The sequence below is a fragment of the Paenarthrobacter sp. NPDC090517 genome (genome assembly GCF_044769165.1).
In the GTDB taxonomy this organism is placed as follows: Bacteria; Actinomycetota; Actinomycetes; order Actinomycetales; family Micrococcaceae; genus Arthrobacter.
The window spans coordinates 1,862,294-1,877,234 of the sequence record NZ_JBIVXN010000001.1 but is presented as its reverse complement, the minus strand read 5'-3'; the positions used below and the strand labels follow the sequence as shown (position 1 = coordinate 1,877,234).

Below are 14,941 nucleotides of genomic sequence, written 5' to 3'. Positions count from 1 at the left end.
GCTTATGCGCCCCATCCGGCTTGCTGGCCGCCTGCGCGGTCCTCGTTGATCTTCTTCTGGTAACCGCTGGCCTTGTAGGCGGCCATCGGATCGGCGGGGAGGCCGCGGGATTCGCGCCACTCGGCCAAAGCAGGTCGGACATCGGTGTAAAAGGCATCGTTGAAGATGCCGTTCGCGGCCAGCACATCGCCGGCACGCTGGGCTTCGGACAACGCTGCGGTGTCCACGAGCAGCGCACGGGCCGTCATTTCCTGAACGTTGAGCACCGAGCGGATCTGGCCCGGAATCTTCTCTTCCAGGTTGTGGCACTGGTCCAGCATCAGCGCGACACCGGAGCCCTTGCCAAAGCCGCCACCGCGAATGACCTCGTGCATGATGCGGAACAACTGGAACGGATCAGCCGCGCCGACAATCAGGTCGTCGTCCGCGTAGAAGCGGGAGTTGAAGTCGAAGGAACCCAGCTTGCCCAGACGCAGGAGCTGCATCACGATGAACTCGATGTTGGTCCCCGGAGCGTGGTGGCCGGTGTCCAGGCAGACGAAAGCCTTTTCGCCCAGGGCAAGGGTCTGCGCGTAGGAAGTGCCCCAGTCCGGAACATCGGTGTGGTAGAAAGCGGGCTCGAAGAACTTGTACTCCAGTACCAGTCGCTGCTCGTCGCCGAGGCCTGCGTAGATTTCCTGCAGGGACTCCGCCAGGCGGTCCTGGCGGCCTCGGATGTCATCCTGGCCCGGGTAGTTGGTGCCGTCTGCGAGCCAGATCTTCAGGTCCTTGGAACCAGTGGCGTGCATGATCTCGATGCACTCGAGGTGGTGGTCGATTGCGCGACGGCGCACGGACTCGTTGGACGAGGTCAGGGAGCCGAACTTGTACTCGTCATCCTGGAAAGTGTTGGAGTTAATCGTGCCCAGCCCAACGCCCAAGCCGGCGGCGTACTCGCGCAAGGCGGCGTAGTCATCCACCTTGTCCCACGGAATGTGCAGCGCCACGGTGGGGGCCAGGCCCGTCAGCTCGTGGACCTTGGCGGCGTCGGCGATCTTTTCCTGAACGGTGCGCGGAGTACCCGGAGTGCCGAAGACCTTGAACCGGGTCCCGGAATTTCCGTAGGCCCAGGACGGCACTTCAATGGCCAGTTCCCCTAGACGGCCCAGGGCCGATTCTGTGGTGTTCATGCTTGTTCCTTCTGGTATTCGTGGGCGGAGTCTTTATCTATGTGTGCGGTGCCGGGGGCCTCTGTGACGACGCCGGCAGCGTCAAGCTGGTCTTCGAGGTTGAAAACTTCTTCGACGACTTCAAAGCCTTGGTCGGGAGGTAAGTCGCTGTTCGCGAAAAGTGTGGCCATCTCGGCTTGCCAGCGGGCATTTACCTCTGTCACAGCCATGCGGGCCTGGGCTGCCTCAAAGTCTTCGCATTCCAGATAGCCGATCAATTGGCCGTCCGGCGCGAGGAACAGTGAGTAGTTGTTCCACCCGGCGTTCTTCAGTGCTGACAACATCTCCGGCCATACGGCTGCGTGGCGTTGCTTGTACTCGGCCATCAGTTCTGGCTGGACTGAAGAGCGGAAACAAACCCTCATGTGCGGATCTCCAGGGTCACTCGTCTTTGAATCGTTTCATTTGTTACGATTCAAATTACCCTCGTAAACGGGAGGGTGTCAAGGCGTTTCCAGCACATTGACGTCAGCCAGCGGAGATCGGAAAGCATGTCCCAGACAGCGAGCATCAAAGACGTTGCCACCCACGCCCAGGTAGCAGTGGGAACTGTTTCCAATGTGCTGAATTATCCGGACCGGGTTTCCCGGAAGACCAAGGAACGGGTCCTGAAATCCATTGCTGAACTTGGCTTTGTCCGCAACGACGCCGCGCGCCAGCTCCGCGCCGGCCAGAGCCGGACCATTGGCTTGATCGTGCTCGACGTTGGAAACCCCTTCTTCTCCTCTGTGGCTCGCGCGGCGGAAGATGCGGCGGCGGCCTTGGGCAGCGTGGTGCTGGTGGGGGATAGCGGCCAGGATGCTTCGCGCGAAGCCCACTATATGGACTTGTTCCAAGAGCAGCGTGTCCAAGGCCTGCTGATTTCGCCGGTCGGCGACGTGGGGCAGCGGATCGATACCCTGCGCGAACGGGGGGTCCCCACCGTCCTTGTGGACGAACTCGCGGACACCGAGCGCTGCAGCTCAGTCTCCGTGGATGACCAGGAAGGCGGCTACCTGGCCGCCAAGCACCTGCTGGACTTGGGCCGCCGTCGTCTGGCCTTTGTTGGCACGCCCTCCATCCGTCAGGTGGCCAGCCGACTCAAGGGCGCGCAGCGTGCTGTAGGTGAAGTATCGGATGCCAGCATCGAGGTGCTCGACTCCGAAGGGCAGACCGTCCTGACAGGCCGAAAAGTCGGCAACAGCTTGGTGGAACGCTCCCCGGAAGAGCGGCCCGAAGCGGTCTTTTGCTCCAACGATCTCCTGGCCCTCGGAGTGATGCAGTCCCTGACGATGCTGCGGACCGTTCGTATTCCGGAGGACATCGCCCTGATTGGGTACGACGACATTGATTTCGCCATCTCGGCAGTGGTGCCGTTGTCGTCCATCCGCCAGCCTACTGAGGAGCTTGGCCGGACGGCGATCGAGCTGCTCGCGGAGGAGCAGGAAAGCGGTGGATCCAAACACCGGTCCGTGGTGTTCACCCCCGAGTTGGTGGTCCGCCAAAGCACTGCGGGCGCAGGTAGCTAACCCCGGCGCACCCAAGTAGGTAGCAGATCGCGCCGTTTCCAGCGCGCATAATGACGCGATCTGCTACCCAGTTGGGTTTCTACAGGGCGTAGATGCTCCAGGACGCCGTGTGTTGGGCGCCGGGTTCCAGCCGGATCAGATCCGTGCCGCTGTTGAAGGCATCCGGCGGGCACGTCATGGGCTCCACGGCCAAGCCGATTCGGTTCGGAGCGGGCGCGGGCTTGTCTGCCGTATGGATTTGCAGCCAAGGGCAGCTTTCGTCCCAGGACATCCCGACGCCGGTGCCCGCCGGGTCGCGTAGCGACAGCCGCGCCAGCCCGCCGTCGAACGCGATTCCCGTGAAAGCGTGGTCGATTTCCGTGTTGCCAATGGCCCGCGGCGCACGGAAGTCGAACCCGTGACCTTCCAACCCCACGACACCCACGGGCAGAAGCCGGTCCGGCGTGACCTCCAGGAAAGAGTCGGCGGCGAACTCGAGAATCCACTCATCCAGCGGTGACGTACCCGCCACAAGGTAAGGGTGCGGGCAAACGCCGTAAGGGGCGGCGACGTCCGCCGCATTGACTGCCGTGACGGACGTATGAAGTCCGGCATCGTCCAGCATGAATCGGGCCGACAGCTCCAGCACGAACGGGTATCCAGCCGTGGGTCCTACCGTGCAGGTCAAGGTCAGCGACCCGGCGTCGGACTCTTTCAGGGCCCAATCGCGCGGGAACGCAAGCCCGTGAAGCGCAGTAGCCCGCTCCGGTTCGTTCATCGCCACGTGGTGCTCGGCGCCGTCGAAGCTGTATGTACCGTCCGCGATCCGGTTCGGCCACGGCGCGGCAATCACGCCACGGTAGTCCGGGATCGGACCGCCCTCGGGAAACGGGACAACGAGGTCCCGGCCTTCAAACTGCAGGACGCGCAGCGCAGCCGCGCGGGCGGTAACAACTGCCGTGTAGCCGCCCGCGCTCAGCGTGAATTCGGTGCTCACAAGCCGCCGGCCAGCTTGTAGTAGGCGGCGTTCCAGGCGAGCTCTTTCTTGAACTGTTTGATGGTGGTGCCTTCGTCGATGGTGAGGAGCTCTGTCTTGGCGATTTCGGCGAAGTCCTCGAACACGTCCAGGCCCACCTGCGTGGACAATACCGTGTGGTGCGCGGCGCCCGCGGTGAGCCACGCGGCGGCAGAGGTAGCGAAGTTGGGCTTGGGCTCCCAGAGTGCGCGGGCTACGGGCAGGTTGGGGAGCGGCTGGTCGAGGTCGACGACGTCCACCACGTTGGCCACCAAGCGGAACCGATCGCGCATATCGGACAGCGCCACCACGATGCCGGGGCCGGCGTCGGTGTCGAAGACCATACGAACGGGGTCTTCCTTGCCGCCAATACCCAGTGGGTGGATCTCGACCCGGGGCTTCTTGGCGGTGAGCGACGGGCAGACCTCCAGCATGTGCGCACCCAGGATCTTCTCCGAGCCCGGCTCAAGGTGGTAGGTGTAGTCCTCCATGAGCGAGGCACCGCCGGGCAGGTCGCCACCCATCACCTTGGCGGCGCGGACCAGGATCGCGGTCTTCCAGTCGCCCTCGGCGCCGAAACCGTACCCGTCGGCCATGAGGCGCTGAACGGCCATTCCCGGCAGTTGACGCAGCGCGCCCAGGTCCTCGAACGACGTCGTGAAAGCTGCGGAACCGTTTGCTTCCAGGAAGCTGCGGAGACCCAGCTCGATCCTGGCGCTGTAGCGCAGCGACTCGTGACGGTCGCCGGCTGCTTTGAGTTCGTCAACCACTTCGTACAGGCGCTCGTATTCCGCAGCCAAGGCATCGACGTCGGACTCTGCGGCGCCATGTACGGCGTCGGCGAGCTCGTTGACGGACCACGTGTTGACGGAAACGCCGAAGCGGAGCTCGGCTTCAGTCTTGTCGCCTTCCGTGACAGCTACGTTGCGCATGTTGTCGCCGAAACGGGTCAACTTCAGCGTGCGCACGGCGGCCCAACCGGCCGAAGCGCGCTGCCAGGCGCCAACTTGTCGGGCAACCTCTGGGTTGCTGACATGCCCGACGACGGTCTTCCGCGGCACGCCGAGGCGCGATTGGATATAGCCGAATTCGCGGTCGCCGTGGGCAGCCTGGTTGAGATTCATGAAGTCGAAATCGATGTCAGCCCATGGAAGGTCCCGGTTAGCCTGCGTGTGCAAGTGAAGCAAGGGCTTGCGCAGGGCATCCAGGCCTTGGATCCACATCTTGGCGGGACTGAACGTGTGCATCCACGCGGTGACGCCGATGACGGAATCGTCCGAGTTTGCTTCCAGCGCTGTGCGACGGATGGCGTCGGAATCGGTGAGGACAGGCTTCCAGACGAGCTTGACCGGAACGTTGCTGTTGGCGTTGAGGACGTTGGCAATCTCCTGCGACTGCGCTGCGACCTGCTTGAGGACGTCCTCACCGTAGAGGTGCTGGCTGCCCGTGAGGAACCAGACCTCGTACTGATCGAGGGAAGTGCTGTTGGCGGACGTATTGACGGGCATGAGGTGCTCCTGGAGTGTGGTGGTCCGAATGGTTTCTACGACGCAGTAGGCGGCCGCGCCTTAACGGCCGTAAACGTTCTGGTACCGGTGGTAGAGGGACTCGATCTTGGTTTGGTCGATGGGCAGCGGCTCGCCGAGTTGACGGGAAATGTGGACCGTCCTGGCCACTTCCTCGCACATGACCGCAGCCTTGACGGCGTCGCGGGCGGACTTGCCGATGGTGAAGGGGCCATGGTTCTGCATGAGCACCGCGGGGGAGTTGGAGTTCTTGAGCGTCTCCACAATCCCTTGCCCGATGGAATCGTCGCCGATCAAAGCGAACGGTCCCACCGGAATGGGCCCGCCGAATTCGTCGCCCATCATGGTCAGCACGCAGGGGATTTCTTCACCGCGGGCAGCCCAGGCCGTGGCATAGGTGGAGTGCGTGTGGACCACGCCGCCCACCTCCGGCATGTGGCGGTAGACGTACGCATGCGCGGCGGTATCCGATGACGGTGAGAGATCCGGGTTGCCCCAGTCCACGGTCCCGGCGCTTCCTGTGTTGATGCCTCGGACGGGTGTGCCGTAAAGGTCGGTGACAACCATGAGCTCGGGTGTCAGGTTGTCATAGGAGACGCCGGAGGGCTTGATGACCATGAGGTCATAGCCCGGGATCCGGCCCGAAACGTTGCCCGCGGTCCAAACCACAAGTTCGTACCTGGTCAGTTCGGCGTGCAGCTCGCAGACTTCCTTGCGCACCCTCGCGATGGTTTCCAGAAGGGTGCTCATGCCGTGGCCCCTTCCAGGGTGCTGGACTGGGTGTCTGAACCTTGTTGCCCTGAACCTTCGATAGCTGCGCGCTGGATGGCCTTGAGGCGGTGCATGACGTTGTTGGTACCGCGGCCGAAGTAGTCGTGCAGAGCCTTGTATTCCTGGAACAGGACCTCGTAGGCGGCCACGTTTTCGGGGATGGGAGTGTAGACGGCGCCGGGAGCAGTTGCCATGGCGGCGGCGGCTTCACGGATGTCCTTGTACTTTCCGGCAGCAACAGCGGCGTGGATTGCGGAGCCCAAGGCAGGACCCTGCTCGGATCCGATAGTGGAGAGCTGCAGGCCGGTGATGTCGGCGTAGACCTGCATCAGGAACTTGTTCTTCAGCAGCCCGCCGGCAACTATGAATTCTTTGACTGGAACACCCGAATCGCGGAATGCGTCCACGATGGTGCGGGTTCCGAAAGCGGTGGCTTCCAGCAGTGCCCGGTACGTGTCTTCGGGCTTGGTAGCCAAGGTCTGGCCCACCACCACGCCGGAAAGTTCGTGGTCAACCAGTACCGAACGGTTGCCCGAGTGCCAATCCAAGGCGATCAGTCCATGCTCGCCTATTGCCTGCTTTTCTGCGAGTTCGGTGAGGTATTCGTGGATGCCCAGACCTTTGTCTTTGGCGGCCTGGTGATATTCCGGCGGGACTCCGTTCTTGGTGAACCAACCGAAAATGTCGCCTACACCGGACTGGCCTGCTTCGTAACCCCACAGACCATCCACGATGCCGCCGTCGACTACCCCGCACATGCCGGGGACTTCGCGGAGGACGTCCCCGTTCATTACGTGGCAGGTGGAAGTGCCCATGATCGCTACGAGCTGTCCTGGTTCAACGGCGTTCGCAGCCGGCGCGCTGACGTGGGCGTCCACGTTTCCTACAGCTACGGCGATTCCTGCCGGAAGCCCGGTCCAAGCCGCGGCTTCTTCAGTGAGGTAACCGGCGGCGTCGCCCAAACGGCCGATGGTGTGTTCGAGTTTGCTGCTGACGAAGTCCTTGAAATCAGGGTTCAGTGCGGCAAGGAAGTCCTGGGACGGGTACCTTCCATCCTGGTAGATGCCTTTGTATCCAGCGGTGCAGGCGTTGCGCACGTAACTGCCGCAAAGCTGCCAGACGATCCAGTCCGCGGCCTCAACCCAGTGGTCCATGGCTCCGTAGACTTCAGGATCTTCTTCGAGGAGTTGCAACCCCTTCGCGAATTCCCACTCAGAGGAAATCAGCCCGCCGTAACGGGGAAGCCAGGACTCGCCACGTTCTTCAGCGAGATGGTTGATGCGGTCCGCCTGAGGCTGGGCCGCGTGGTGGCGCCAAAGTTTGACGAAGGCGTGCGGCCGGTCAGCGAAGCGTTCCAGTTCGTTCAGGGGCGTGCCGTCCGCCGTCGTCGGAACCATGGTGCAAGCGGTGAAGTCGGTGGCGATACCTACCACGTTTTCCGGGTTGATTCCGGCATCGGCGACGGCGGCCGGTACAGCATTGCGCAGGACCTCGCGGTAGTCATTGGGCACCTGGAGAGCCCAGTCCGCGGGGAGCCGCTGGCCGGTGCCCGGGAGCTTTTCCGTCACGACGGCGTGCGGATACTCGAACACGCCGCTGCCGAGTTCGGCTCCGTCCGAAACGCGCACGACGACGGCGCGGCCGGACAAAGTGCCATAGTCCACGCCGATGACGAACTGCTCGTCCAGCGGGAGGTTTTCAAAGGTATTCATGGGGTCTCCATCCGGCTGGCCAAGGCCTCATTGCCGGGGGTCGGGGTGGAAAACTAAAGAAGGTCTGATGCAATTGTTAGCGCTCACAACTTTGATGTCAAGAGGAAGCCCCTCGGAACGGGTGCTCATGGCGGAGGTCAGTCCCCGGTGTACCCAAGTAGGTAGCAGCAGACGCCGTTTTGGGCGCTCAGAACGACCTCTGCTGCTACCTGGTTGGGGCGGGGGCCGTGGTGGATCGGACCACGAGCCGGGGCGCCACCGTGGCGGGTGTGCCGGTGGTGCCGTTCTCCAGCCGATCCAACAGCAAAGCAATGCAGCGCTGTCCGAGCTCCTCGAAGTCCTGGGCCACGGTGGTCAACGGCGGTATGAAGTATGCCGACTCCGGTTGGTCATCGAAGCCCACCACGCTGATGTCCTCCGGCACCCGGACGCCATGTTCGTTGAACGCGCGGAGAACGCCGAGGGCCATCTGGTCATTTGCGACGAACAAGGCTGTCACAGAGCGGTCGGCGGCGATTTTCAAGCCTTCGCGGTACCCGCATCCGGCGCTCCAGTCGCCCTCGATGAGCGTCACGGGTTCAATCCCGGCCTCTGTCAGGGCATCCCGCCAACCCTCGATACGGGCAGCGGCGTCAATCCAATCGGAGGGTCCGGATAAGTGTCCGATCCGTTGATGCCCCAGTTCCAACAGATGCTCGACGGCGAGTCGCGCACCCTGCCGCTGGTCCACGGTGGCGCCTGTAAGGTGCTCATCGCCTATAGACCCGACAGCGACCAAGGGAACTTGGGCAGTGATGTCTTTGAGGACGTCAAAGGTTCCCGGGTGGGGAACCGTAACCACGATGCCGTCGACGCCTTGGTCCATGAAGTGCGCCATGGCGTCCCTAATAGTCTCCGGCGTTACTTCCCGCAGGGCCGCGACGCTGACGAAATAGCCCGCCTCCCTGGCCGCCTGCTGGACTCCGAGGAGCGTGTGAGACGGTCCATACTGCGCCATCTCACTGCCGAGTACGCCAATGGTCTGGGACCTTCGTGTAACCAGGCTTCTCGCAGCGGTGTTCCGGCGATAACCCAGCTCAGTGATGGCCTGCTCCACGCGCTCGCGGGTCTTGGAACTCACATTGGGGTGGTTGTTCAATACCCGGGAGACGGTCTGGTGGGAGACACCTGCTACTCGGGCAACGTCCTCCATGACGGGAGGCCGGGGCTGTGCGGATTCTTCAGTGCTCACCCTGTCACGATAGAGCACCCGCGACGTCGATCAGCCTTTGGCCACCATGGCAGCGTAATGGCGGTACCTCGTCAGAAATTCGGGACTCCCGGCGGTACTTCCGCGAACAACCTCTACTCCCTGGAGTGGCCATTCCGGCAAGCTACCTGTCAGGACCCCTGCAGCTTGCCTTGCTGCGCCGTCCGCCACGTACTCTCCGGGTTCGGGGACGAATACGGGCAAAGCGAAGGCTGCGGCGGCGATCTGCTGGACCGCAGCCGATTGTGCACCGCCGCCCACAAGGATGATGCGCTGGGCTGAGACGCCCTGTGCCTGCAAAGCGACCAGCCCGTCGGCCAGCGAACACAACACGCCCTCTATGGCTGCCCGTGCCAAGTTGGCGGGGGTGTAGTTGGAAACCGTGATGCCGTGGAGGGAGCCGGTGGCTTCCGGCAAATTAGGGGTCCGCTCGCCCTCGAAATATGGGACGAGGGTCAGCCCTTCAGCGCCTTCCGGGGCGGACATGGCCAAGTCGCCGAGTTCCTGCAGGGACACGCCCAGCAGTGCAGCCGTGGCGTCGAAGATCCGCGTGGCATTGAGCGTGCAGGCCAGCGGCAAATAGTTGCCGGTAGCGTCCGCGAAGCCGGCAACGAGCCCGCTTGCATCCATCGCCGGAATATCTGACACCGCGAAGACCGTCCCCGACGTTCCGATCGAAATGACGACGTCCCCGACGGCGGCGCACACGCCCAGCCCTGCTGCAGCGTTGTCGCCAGCGCCTGGGCCGATCAGTGCCCCGCCTGGCGTCTTGCCTGCAGTCTCCAGGGGTCCGACGACGACCGGCAGCGTGGGGATGTGACCCAGCGTGTCGTTGAGGACCTCTGGAAGGTAATGGCCGCTGCTGGCAGAGAAGTAGCCCGTGCCGGAAGCGTCCGAGCGGTCTGTACGGAGGAGACCGAGGGCGGCCGGCCCACTTCCGGGACCATGTCCGGCCAAGCGCCACGACAACCAATCATGGGGTAGGCATACCGCTGCCGTCCGTTGGGCGTTAGCGGGTTCGTTACGCGCCAACCATCGGAGCTTGGTGGCCGTCAACGATGCCACCGGCACGGTTCCGGTGCGAGATGCCCAGTAGGAAGCTCCGGCCGTGGCATCACCGTTACCGGCGTCGAGGATCAGCTCTTCCGCATCCGGGGCCGAGCGGGTGTCGTTCCACAACAAGGCTGGCCGGACAACGTCTCCGGACTCGTCAAGGCACACCATTCCGTGTTGCTGACCGCCGACAGACACAGCGTCGACGTCATCCAAGCCGCCTGCCTGTGCGATTGCTTCCTGGAGGGCTGACCACCAATGGTCCGGGTGGACTTCGCTGCCCTCCGGATGGGAGGCCCGTCCTTGACGTACCAGGGCACCAGTGACTGAATCCCGGATGACCACTTTGCAGGACTGGGTGGAGCTGTCGATCCCGGCTACGAGAGGCATGCGTTCATTCCTTTATGGGGACCGCCGCCGGGCTGCAAGGAAACCTGTAAGGAGAAACCTTGGGGAGCCCGGCGGCGGGACGGCGGTGAGTGGGAGTAACCTAACGGGCGCCGAGCAGGTGCTCGATGGCCAACTGGTTGAGGCGGACAAACGCGAACGAGCGCTCGGCGGCCTTATCGGCGTCGAACGTGTCGAAGGCACTGGCGTCAGCCAGCAGGTCCGCAGTGGTCTCTCCATCATTCAGTGTTGGCTCGCCCAATTCGAAGACACCTGACGTGGCGAGCGCTTCCTGGACGTCCGGGTCAGCCCGGAAGGCCAGGGCGCGTTCCTTTAACAGGAGGTACATGGACATGTTGGACTTAGCCGATTCCCACACGCCGTCGTAACCATCGGTACGGGACGGCTTGTAGTCGAAGTGGCGCGGTCCGTCGTATTTGGGACCACCGTTGGGGAAGCCGTTCTCCAGAAGGTCCACGGTGAAGAAGGCGCTGGTGAGGTCGCCGTGGCCGAAGACAAGGTCCTGATCGTACTTAATGCCGCGCTGGCCGTTGAGGTCGATGTGGAAGAGCTTGCCCGCCCACAGGGCCTGGGCGATGCCGTGGGTGAAGTTCAGCCCGGCCATCTGCTCGTGGCCCGTTTCCGGGTTAAGGCCCACGATGTCGCCGTGTTCCAGCTGAGCGATGAATGCCAGGCCGTGGCCGACGGTGGGCAGGAAGATGTCGCCGCGGGGTTCGTTCGGCTTGGGCTCGAGGGCAATCCGAAGGCCGTAGCCCTTCTCCTTAATGTACCCAGCGGCGGTGTCCACGCCTTCCTTCATGCGGTCCAGCGCTGCGGAAAGGTCCTTGGAACCGTCATATTCGCTGCCTTCACGGCCGCCCCACATCACGAAGGTCTCGGCACCAAGTTCAGCAGCAAGGTCAATGTTCCGGAGGATCTTGCTCAGGGCAAAGCGGCGGATGGAGCGGTCGTTCGAGGTGAATCCGCCGTCCTTGAACACCGGGTGGCTGAACAGGTTAGTGGTGACCATGGGCGTCTTTAGGCCGGTTTCTGCCAAGGCTGCCTTGAAGTTCTTCAGGATCAGGTCCCGCTCGGACGCTGTGGCATCGAAGGGAATCAAGTCATTGTCGTGGAATGTGATGCCATAGGCGCCAAGCTCGCTGAGCTTGTGAACAGCTTCCACCGGATCCAATGCCGGACGGGTGGCGACGCCGAACGGATCGGCGCCCGTCCAGCCGACGGTCCAAAGGCCAAAGGTGAAGCGATCCTGCGGGGTGGGCTGCGGGGTCATTTTTTGCTCCTTTGCAAAGCACTGGGAAAGAAGTGGAAGAAAAGCCATTCCAATTAGTTTTCAATCTGAACTATATGGGGGATGATGGATCATGGTCAATGGAAGCCGGAAAAATTCTTAGAAGCTGCAGGGAGGTCCCACGCCAGTGAATGAGCAGACCGCGCCCGGACGTGTAGGTGACGTCCGCCGTCGAAATCTTTCGTTGGTGATGGACTCCATCGCGAGGACCGGGGATGCCAAGCCCAGCCGGGCGCAGTTGGCCGCCGGAACCGGACTCACCAAAGCAGCGGTTTCAAGCCTGGTGGCCGACCTCGTGGAATCCGGGCTGGTCTCGGAAGTGGGCCTGTACCGCGACGGAGAGCGGGGACGGCCCGGCCAAGGCTTGGAACTCAGTGCCCGCCGTGGCGTAGTGGGCATGGAGATCAATGTGGACTACCTGGCCGTTGGCCTCGTGGACCTGGGAGGGAACCTCCGCTTCCACTCCACGGTTGAATCGCGAAACCGGGGTCTGGCGCCTGAAAAGGTCATGGAACGCTTGGGCGGCCTGGCCGCCGAAGCAATAGCCGCCGCGGCCGCTGCGGACATCTCGATCCTCGGTGGCGGACTGGCGGTTCCGGGCTTGGTTGATGCGCGGCGCAACCTCGTGTTGTCCGCTCCTAATTTGCACTGGGAGCACGAGGCACTGAATCCGCAGAACCTGCTGGAAGGCGCACCCCTTGGCGTCAGGTTGTCCAACGAGGCCAATAGCGCAGCACTTGGAGAGCTTTGGTATGGCGGAGGTCAGCCGGACTTCCTCTATGTTTCAGGGGAAGTGGGTGTTGGTGGGGGCGTCATCATCGGCTCGGAACTTTACACCGGACCTGGCGGATCGGCCGGCGAACTTGGCCACATCGTGGTCCACCCCGACGGGCCGGGCTGTTCCTGCGGTGGCGCGGGGTGCTTGGAAACCTTCGCCGGCCAGGAAGCCATTTTCGAGGCGGCAGGCATCCCCGAAGGATCGCTGGGACGGCGCACGGAGCTGCTGCTGGCGGCCCTGGCTGCCCGTGAACCGCAAGCCACCCAGGCAGTTCACGACGCCGGGAGGTACTTGGGCGTCGCGCTCGCCTCTTCTGCCCGGTTGATGGACATTGAAGCCGTAGTCCTCGGCGGCCACTTCGCCGTGCTGGCGGAATGGCTCAGGCCGGCGCTGCTCAGCAGTTTGGATCGCTACGCGCCGGGTTTGCTGGATCCGGGCAACCTGACCGTTTCCGCCCTTGAGCATTCCGGAACGCTCCTCGGCGCTGCCGGCCAAGTGATCCGGTCAGTGATCGAATCGCCGTTCGAGTTCCTGCTGGCGAGCAATTTGGCGTAGCCTGCGCAGTAGGTTCCGGGCCAGTCCTTCCCGGGTGCAGGTGGTAGTCAGTGTGGATTAACCGGCGTGGGTGCTTCCTAGTATTCATCAGCATGCTTACTATTGAAGGGTCAGTTGTTCGCGCAAACTACCCACGGACGAGTGCCCCATGACTACAAAAGACTCAGCCCACACCAGTACAGCCAAAGCGCAGAGTGCTCCTTCTCCCGAGGACTCGCGCAAGCCGGACAGTCCCAATGATCTGGCCAAGCCCACATGGATGTACGTTGCCAAGCGGACGCTGCGGGAGTTCACCAAGGATCAATGTCCGGATGCCGCAGCAGGCCTGACCTACTATGCTGTCCTCTCGCTGTTTCCCGCGCTCCTGGCGTTGGTTTCGCTGATTGGCATTTTCGGCGACGCCGGACGCACCACCTCCGCGCTGCTGGACATCGTGCAACAGTTCGCGCCGGGGCCGGGCGTTGATGCCATGCGCCAGCCAATCGAGGAACTGACACAGTCCAACACGGCAGGACTGGCGTTGGTTTTCGGTATCTTGGTGGCGCTCTGGTCAGCCTCCGGCTACACCACAGCCTTCAGCAGGGCCATGAACCGCGTGTACGAGGTGGATGAAGGCCGCGGCTTCGTTAAGCTGCGCGGCACCATGCTCGCCGTCACCATCGTCGCCGTCGTGGGTGCAGGGATCGCCGCAGCCATCCTCGTCCTCAGCGGCCCAGTGGCAGAGGCCATTGGCGGCGCCATCGGATTGTCGGAGACCGCCCTCACCGTATGGAACATCGCCAAGTGGCCGGTCCTCATCCTCATCGTGGTCGCGATCATCGCTGTGCTCTACTACTTCACCCCCAACGTTAAGCAGCCCAAGTTCCGTTGGATGAGCATGGGTTCGTTCATTGCACTGATCATTTTCGCCCTGGCATCCCTTGGTTTCGGTTTCTATGTGGCCAATTTCAGCAACTACAACAAGACGTATGGTGCGCTGGCAGGCGTCATCATCATGCTGCTGTGGCTCTGGATCCTGAACATGTCCCTGCTGTTCGGTGCGGAGTTCGACGCCGAAATGGAACGCGGACGCCAACTGCAGGGTGGCATCGAAGCTGAGAAGAGCATCCAGTTGCCGCCACGCGATACCAAGAAGAGCGACAAAATGCAGGAAAAGGAAGAAGAAGTAGTTCGCCGCGGTGAGGAACTTCGCGAAAACCACGGGAAGGAAACCCGCGGGAACGAAGCTCGCGATGACGATTCCCGAAAGAACAGGTAGCGGCAATGGAGGGTCTGGCCATGGCATCCGGTACAAGGAGCAAGAAGCTCAAAGCCATCAAGAACGGCGACAGCGTCCGGATCAGCGGTGAGGTTTTTCAGGTCAACTCCGTGGCGCCCCAAGACGGCTCGCGGAACATCAGATTGGAACTGGAAGGGCTCGACGGCGGGTCGGTCACCTTTATTGGCCTGCCGAAGGCAAAAGTGCAGCTCGCTGCGCGAGCCTCCTGAACCCGGCCCAGTGGCGGGTTGAAAGCTCAGGCTTCGGCTGGAAAGCCCTGGTCGGCGTCATCCCACCAGCCCTCCCAGGCGCTGGAAGTCAGGCGCTTCGTAGGAATGGCGGGGGAGTGCTCGGGGCTGGATTCGCCGGACGGGCCGCTGTGGCTGCCGCTGGCGTCGAGGAAAAAATTCAGGGTCTTCAAGAGCATCATGGTGGTGTCCTTTCAGTGGTTTCGTGGACTTCTTTGTCCAGGTAGAACCAGCGTAGGTGGCCATTGTTTCCTCTCATCGACGCAATGTTTCAGCTGTGTACCACTTATCTCACCTGCCCATTTCCCGACTCACGGCGGACACAAAGTGGGTGTGCCGTCACCACCTTCTTTGGACCCGGAACTGCCGCGACACACCCGCAATG

At 62.6% G+C, this 14,941-nt stretch carries 14 protein-coding genes; 4 read left to right on the top strand and 10 right to left on the bottom strand.

Annotation, left to right across the window (positions count from 1 at the left end; genetic code table 11):
- Positions 1-2: 2 nt before the first annotated feature.
- Together rhaI and ACIQTW_RS08730 are read right to left on the bottom strand one after the other, a co-directional pair.
- Positions 3-1,169: an L-rhamnose isomerase gene (gene rhaI / locus ACIQTW_RS08735; protein WP_402936084.1), complete on the bottom strand. Its 1,167-nt coding sequence runs from the start codon at positions 1,167-1,169 to the stop codon at positions 3-5.
- Positions 1,166-1,573, bottom strand: coding sequence for an L-rhamnose mutarotase (locus ACIQTW_RS08730; RefSeq protein WP_402936082.1), 408 nt, complete (start codon positions 1,571-1,573; stop codon positions 1,166-1,168). The genes rhaI and ACIQTW_RS08730 overlap by 4 nt, the downstream gene beginning before the upstream one ends.
- A 126-nt stretch (positions 1,574-1,699) precedes the next feature.
- Between ACIQTW_RS08730 and ACIQTW_RS08725 the strand changes: the two genes are divergently transcribed.
- Positions 1,700-2,716, top strand: coding sequence for a LacI family DNA-binding transcriptional regulator (locus tag ACIQTW_RS08725; RefSeq protein ID WP_402936080.1), 1,017 nt, complete (start codon positions 1,700-1,702; stop codon positions 2,714-2,716).
- 79 nt (positions 2,717-2,795) lie between these two features.
- Here ACIQTW_RS08725 and ACIQTW_RS08720 read toward each other — a convergent pair whose 3' ends face one another.
- The 7 genes from ACIQTW_RS08720 to xylA all read right to left on the bottom strand — a co-directional run bounded on the left by ACIQTW_RS08720 (position 2,796) and on the right by xylA (position 11,699).
- Entirely contained in the window at positions 2,796-3,692 is an 897-nt protein-coding gene (locus tag ACIQTW_RS08720) for an aldose 1-epimerase family protein (RefSeq protein ID WP_402936078.1), read from the bottom strand.
- Positions 3,689-5,218, bottom strand: a complete 1,530-nt coding sequence (gene araA, locus ACIQTW_RS08715) for an L-arabinose isomerase (RefSeq protein WP_402936076.1) — start codon at positions 5,216-5,218, stop codon at positions 3,689-3,691. Before araA ends, ACIQTW_RS08720 begins: the two co-directional genes overlap by 4 nt.
- Positions 5,219-5,278: 60 nt before the next feature.
- The gene (locus ACIQTW_RS08710) at positions 5,279-5,986 is read right to left on the bottom strand and encodes an L-ribulose-5-phosphate 4-epimerase (RefSeq protein ID WP_402936074.1); all 708 of its coding nucleotides are present in this window, start codon (positions 5,984-5,986) and stop codon (positions 5,279-5,281) included.
- Positions 5,983-7,719, bottom strand: coding sequence for a ribulokinase (araB, locus tag ACIQTW_RS08705; protein ID WP_402936072.1), 1,737 nt, complete (start codon positions 7,717-7,719; stop codon positions 5,983-5,985). Before araB ends, ACIQTW_RS08710 begins: the two co-directional genes overlap by 4 nt.
- A gap of 205 nt (positions 7,720-7,924) precedes the next feature.
- Positions 7,925-8,911: a LacI family DNA-binding transcriptional regulator gene (locus ACIQTW_RS08700; RefSeq protein WP_402936282.1), complete on the bottom strand. Its 987-nt coding sequence runs from the start codon at positions 8,909-8,911 to the stop codon at positions 7,925-7,927.
- A gap of 69 nt (positions 8,912-8,980) precedes the next feature.
- Entirely contained in the window at positions 8,981-10,411 is a 1,431-nt protein-coding gene (locus ACIQTW_RS08695) for a xylulokinase (protein ID WP_402936070.1), read from the bottom strand.
- A gap of 100 nt (positions 10,412-10,511) precedes the next feature.
- Entirely contained in the window at positions 10,512-11,699 is a 1,188-nt protein-coding gene (xylA, locus tag ACIQTW_RS08690) for a xylose isomerase (protein ID WP_402936068.1), read from the bottom strand.
- A gap of 145 nt (positions 11,700-11,844) precedes the next feature.
- Between xylA and ACIQTW_RS08685 the strand changes: the two genes are divergently transcribed.
- The 3 genes from ACIQTW_RS08685 to ACIQTW_RS08675 all read left to right on the top strand — a co-directional run bounded on the left by ACIQTW_RS08685 (position 11,845) and on the right by ACIQTW_RS08675 (position 14,538).
- Positions 11,845-13,050, top strand: a complete 1,206-nt coding sequence (locus ACIQTW_RS08685; protein WP_402936066.1) for an ROK family protein — start codon at positions 11,845-11,847, stop codon at positions 13,048-13,050.
- Between the two features lie 148 nt (positions 13,051-13,198).
- Entirely contained in the window at positions 13,199-14,308 is a 1,110-nt protein-coding gene (locus ACIQTW_RS08680) for a YihY/virulence factor BrkB family protein (protein WP_402936064.1), read from the top strand.
- A 20-nt stretch (positions 14,309-14,328) separates the two neighbouring features.
- Positions 14,329-14,538, top strand: a complete 210-nt coding sequence (locus tag ACIQTW_RS08675) for a hypothetical protein (protein ID WP_402936063.1) — start codon at positions 14,329-14,331, stop codon at positions 14,536-14,538.
- Positions 14,539-14,564: 26 nt separating this feature from the next.
- Here the strand turns inward: ACIQTW_RS08675 and ACIQTW_RS08670 are convergent, their stop codons facing one another.
- The gene (locus ACIQTW_RS08670) at positions 14,565-14,738 is read right to left on the bottom strand and encodes a hypothetical protein (protein ID WP_402936061.1); all 174 of its coding nucleotides are present in this window, start codon (positions 14,736-14,738) and stop codon (positions 14,565-14,567) included.
- Between the last annotated feature and the right edge of the window lie 203 nt (positions 14,739-14,941).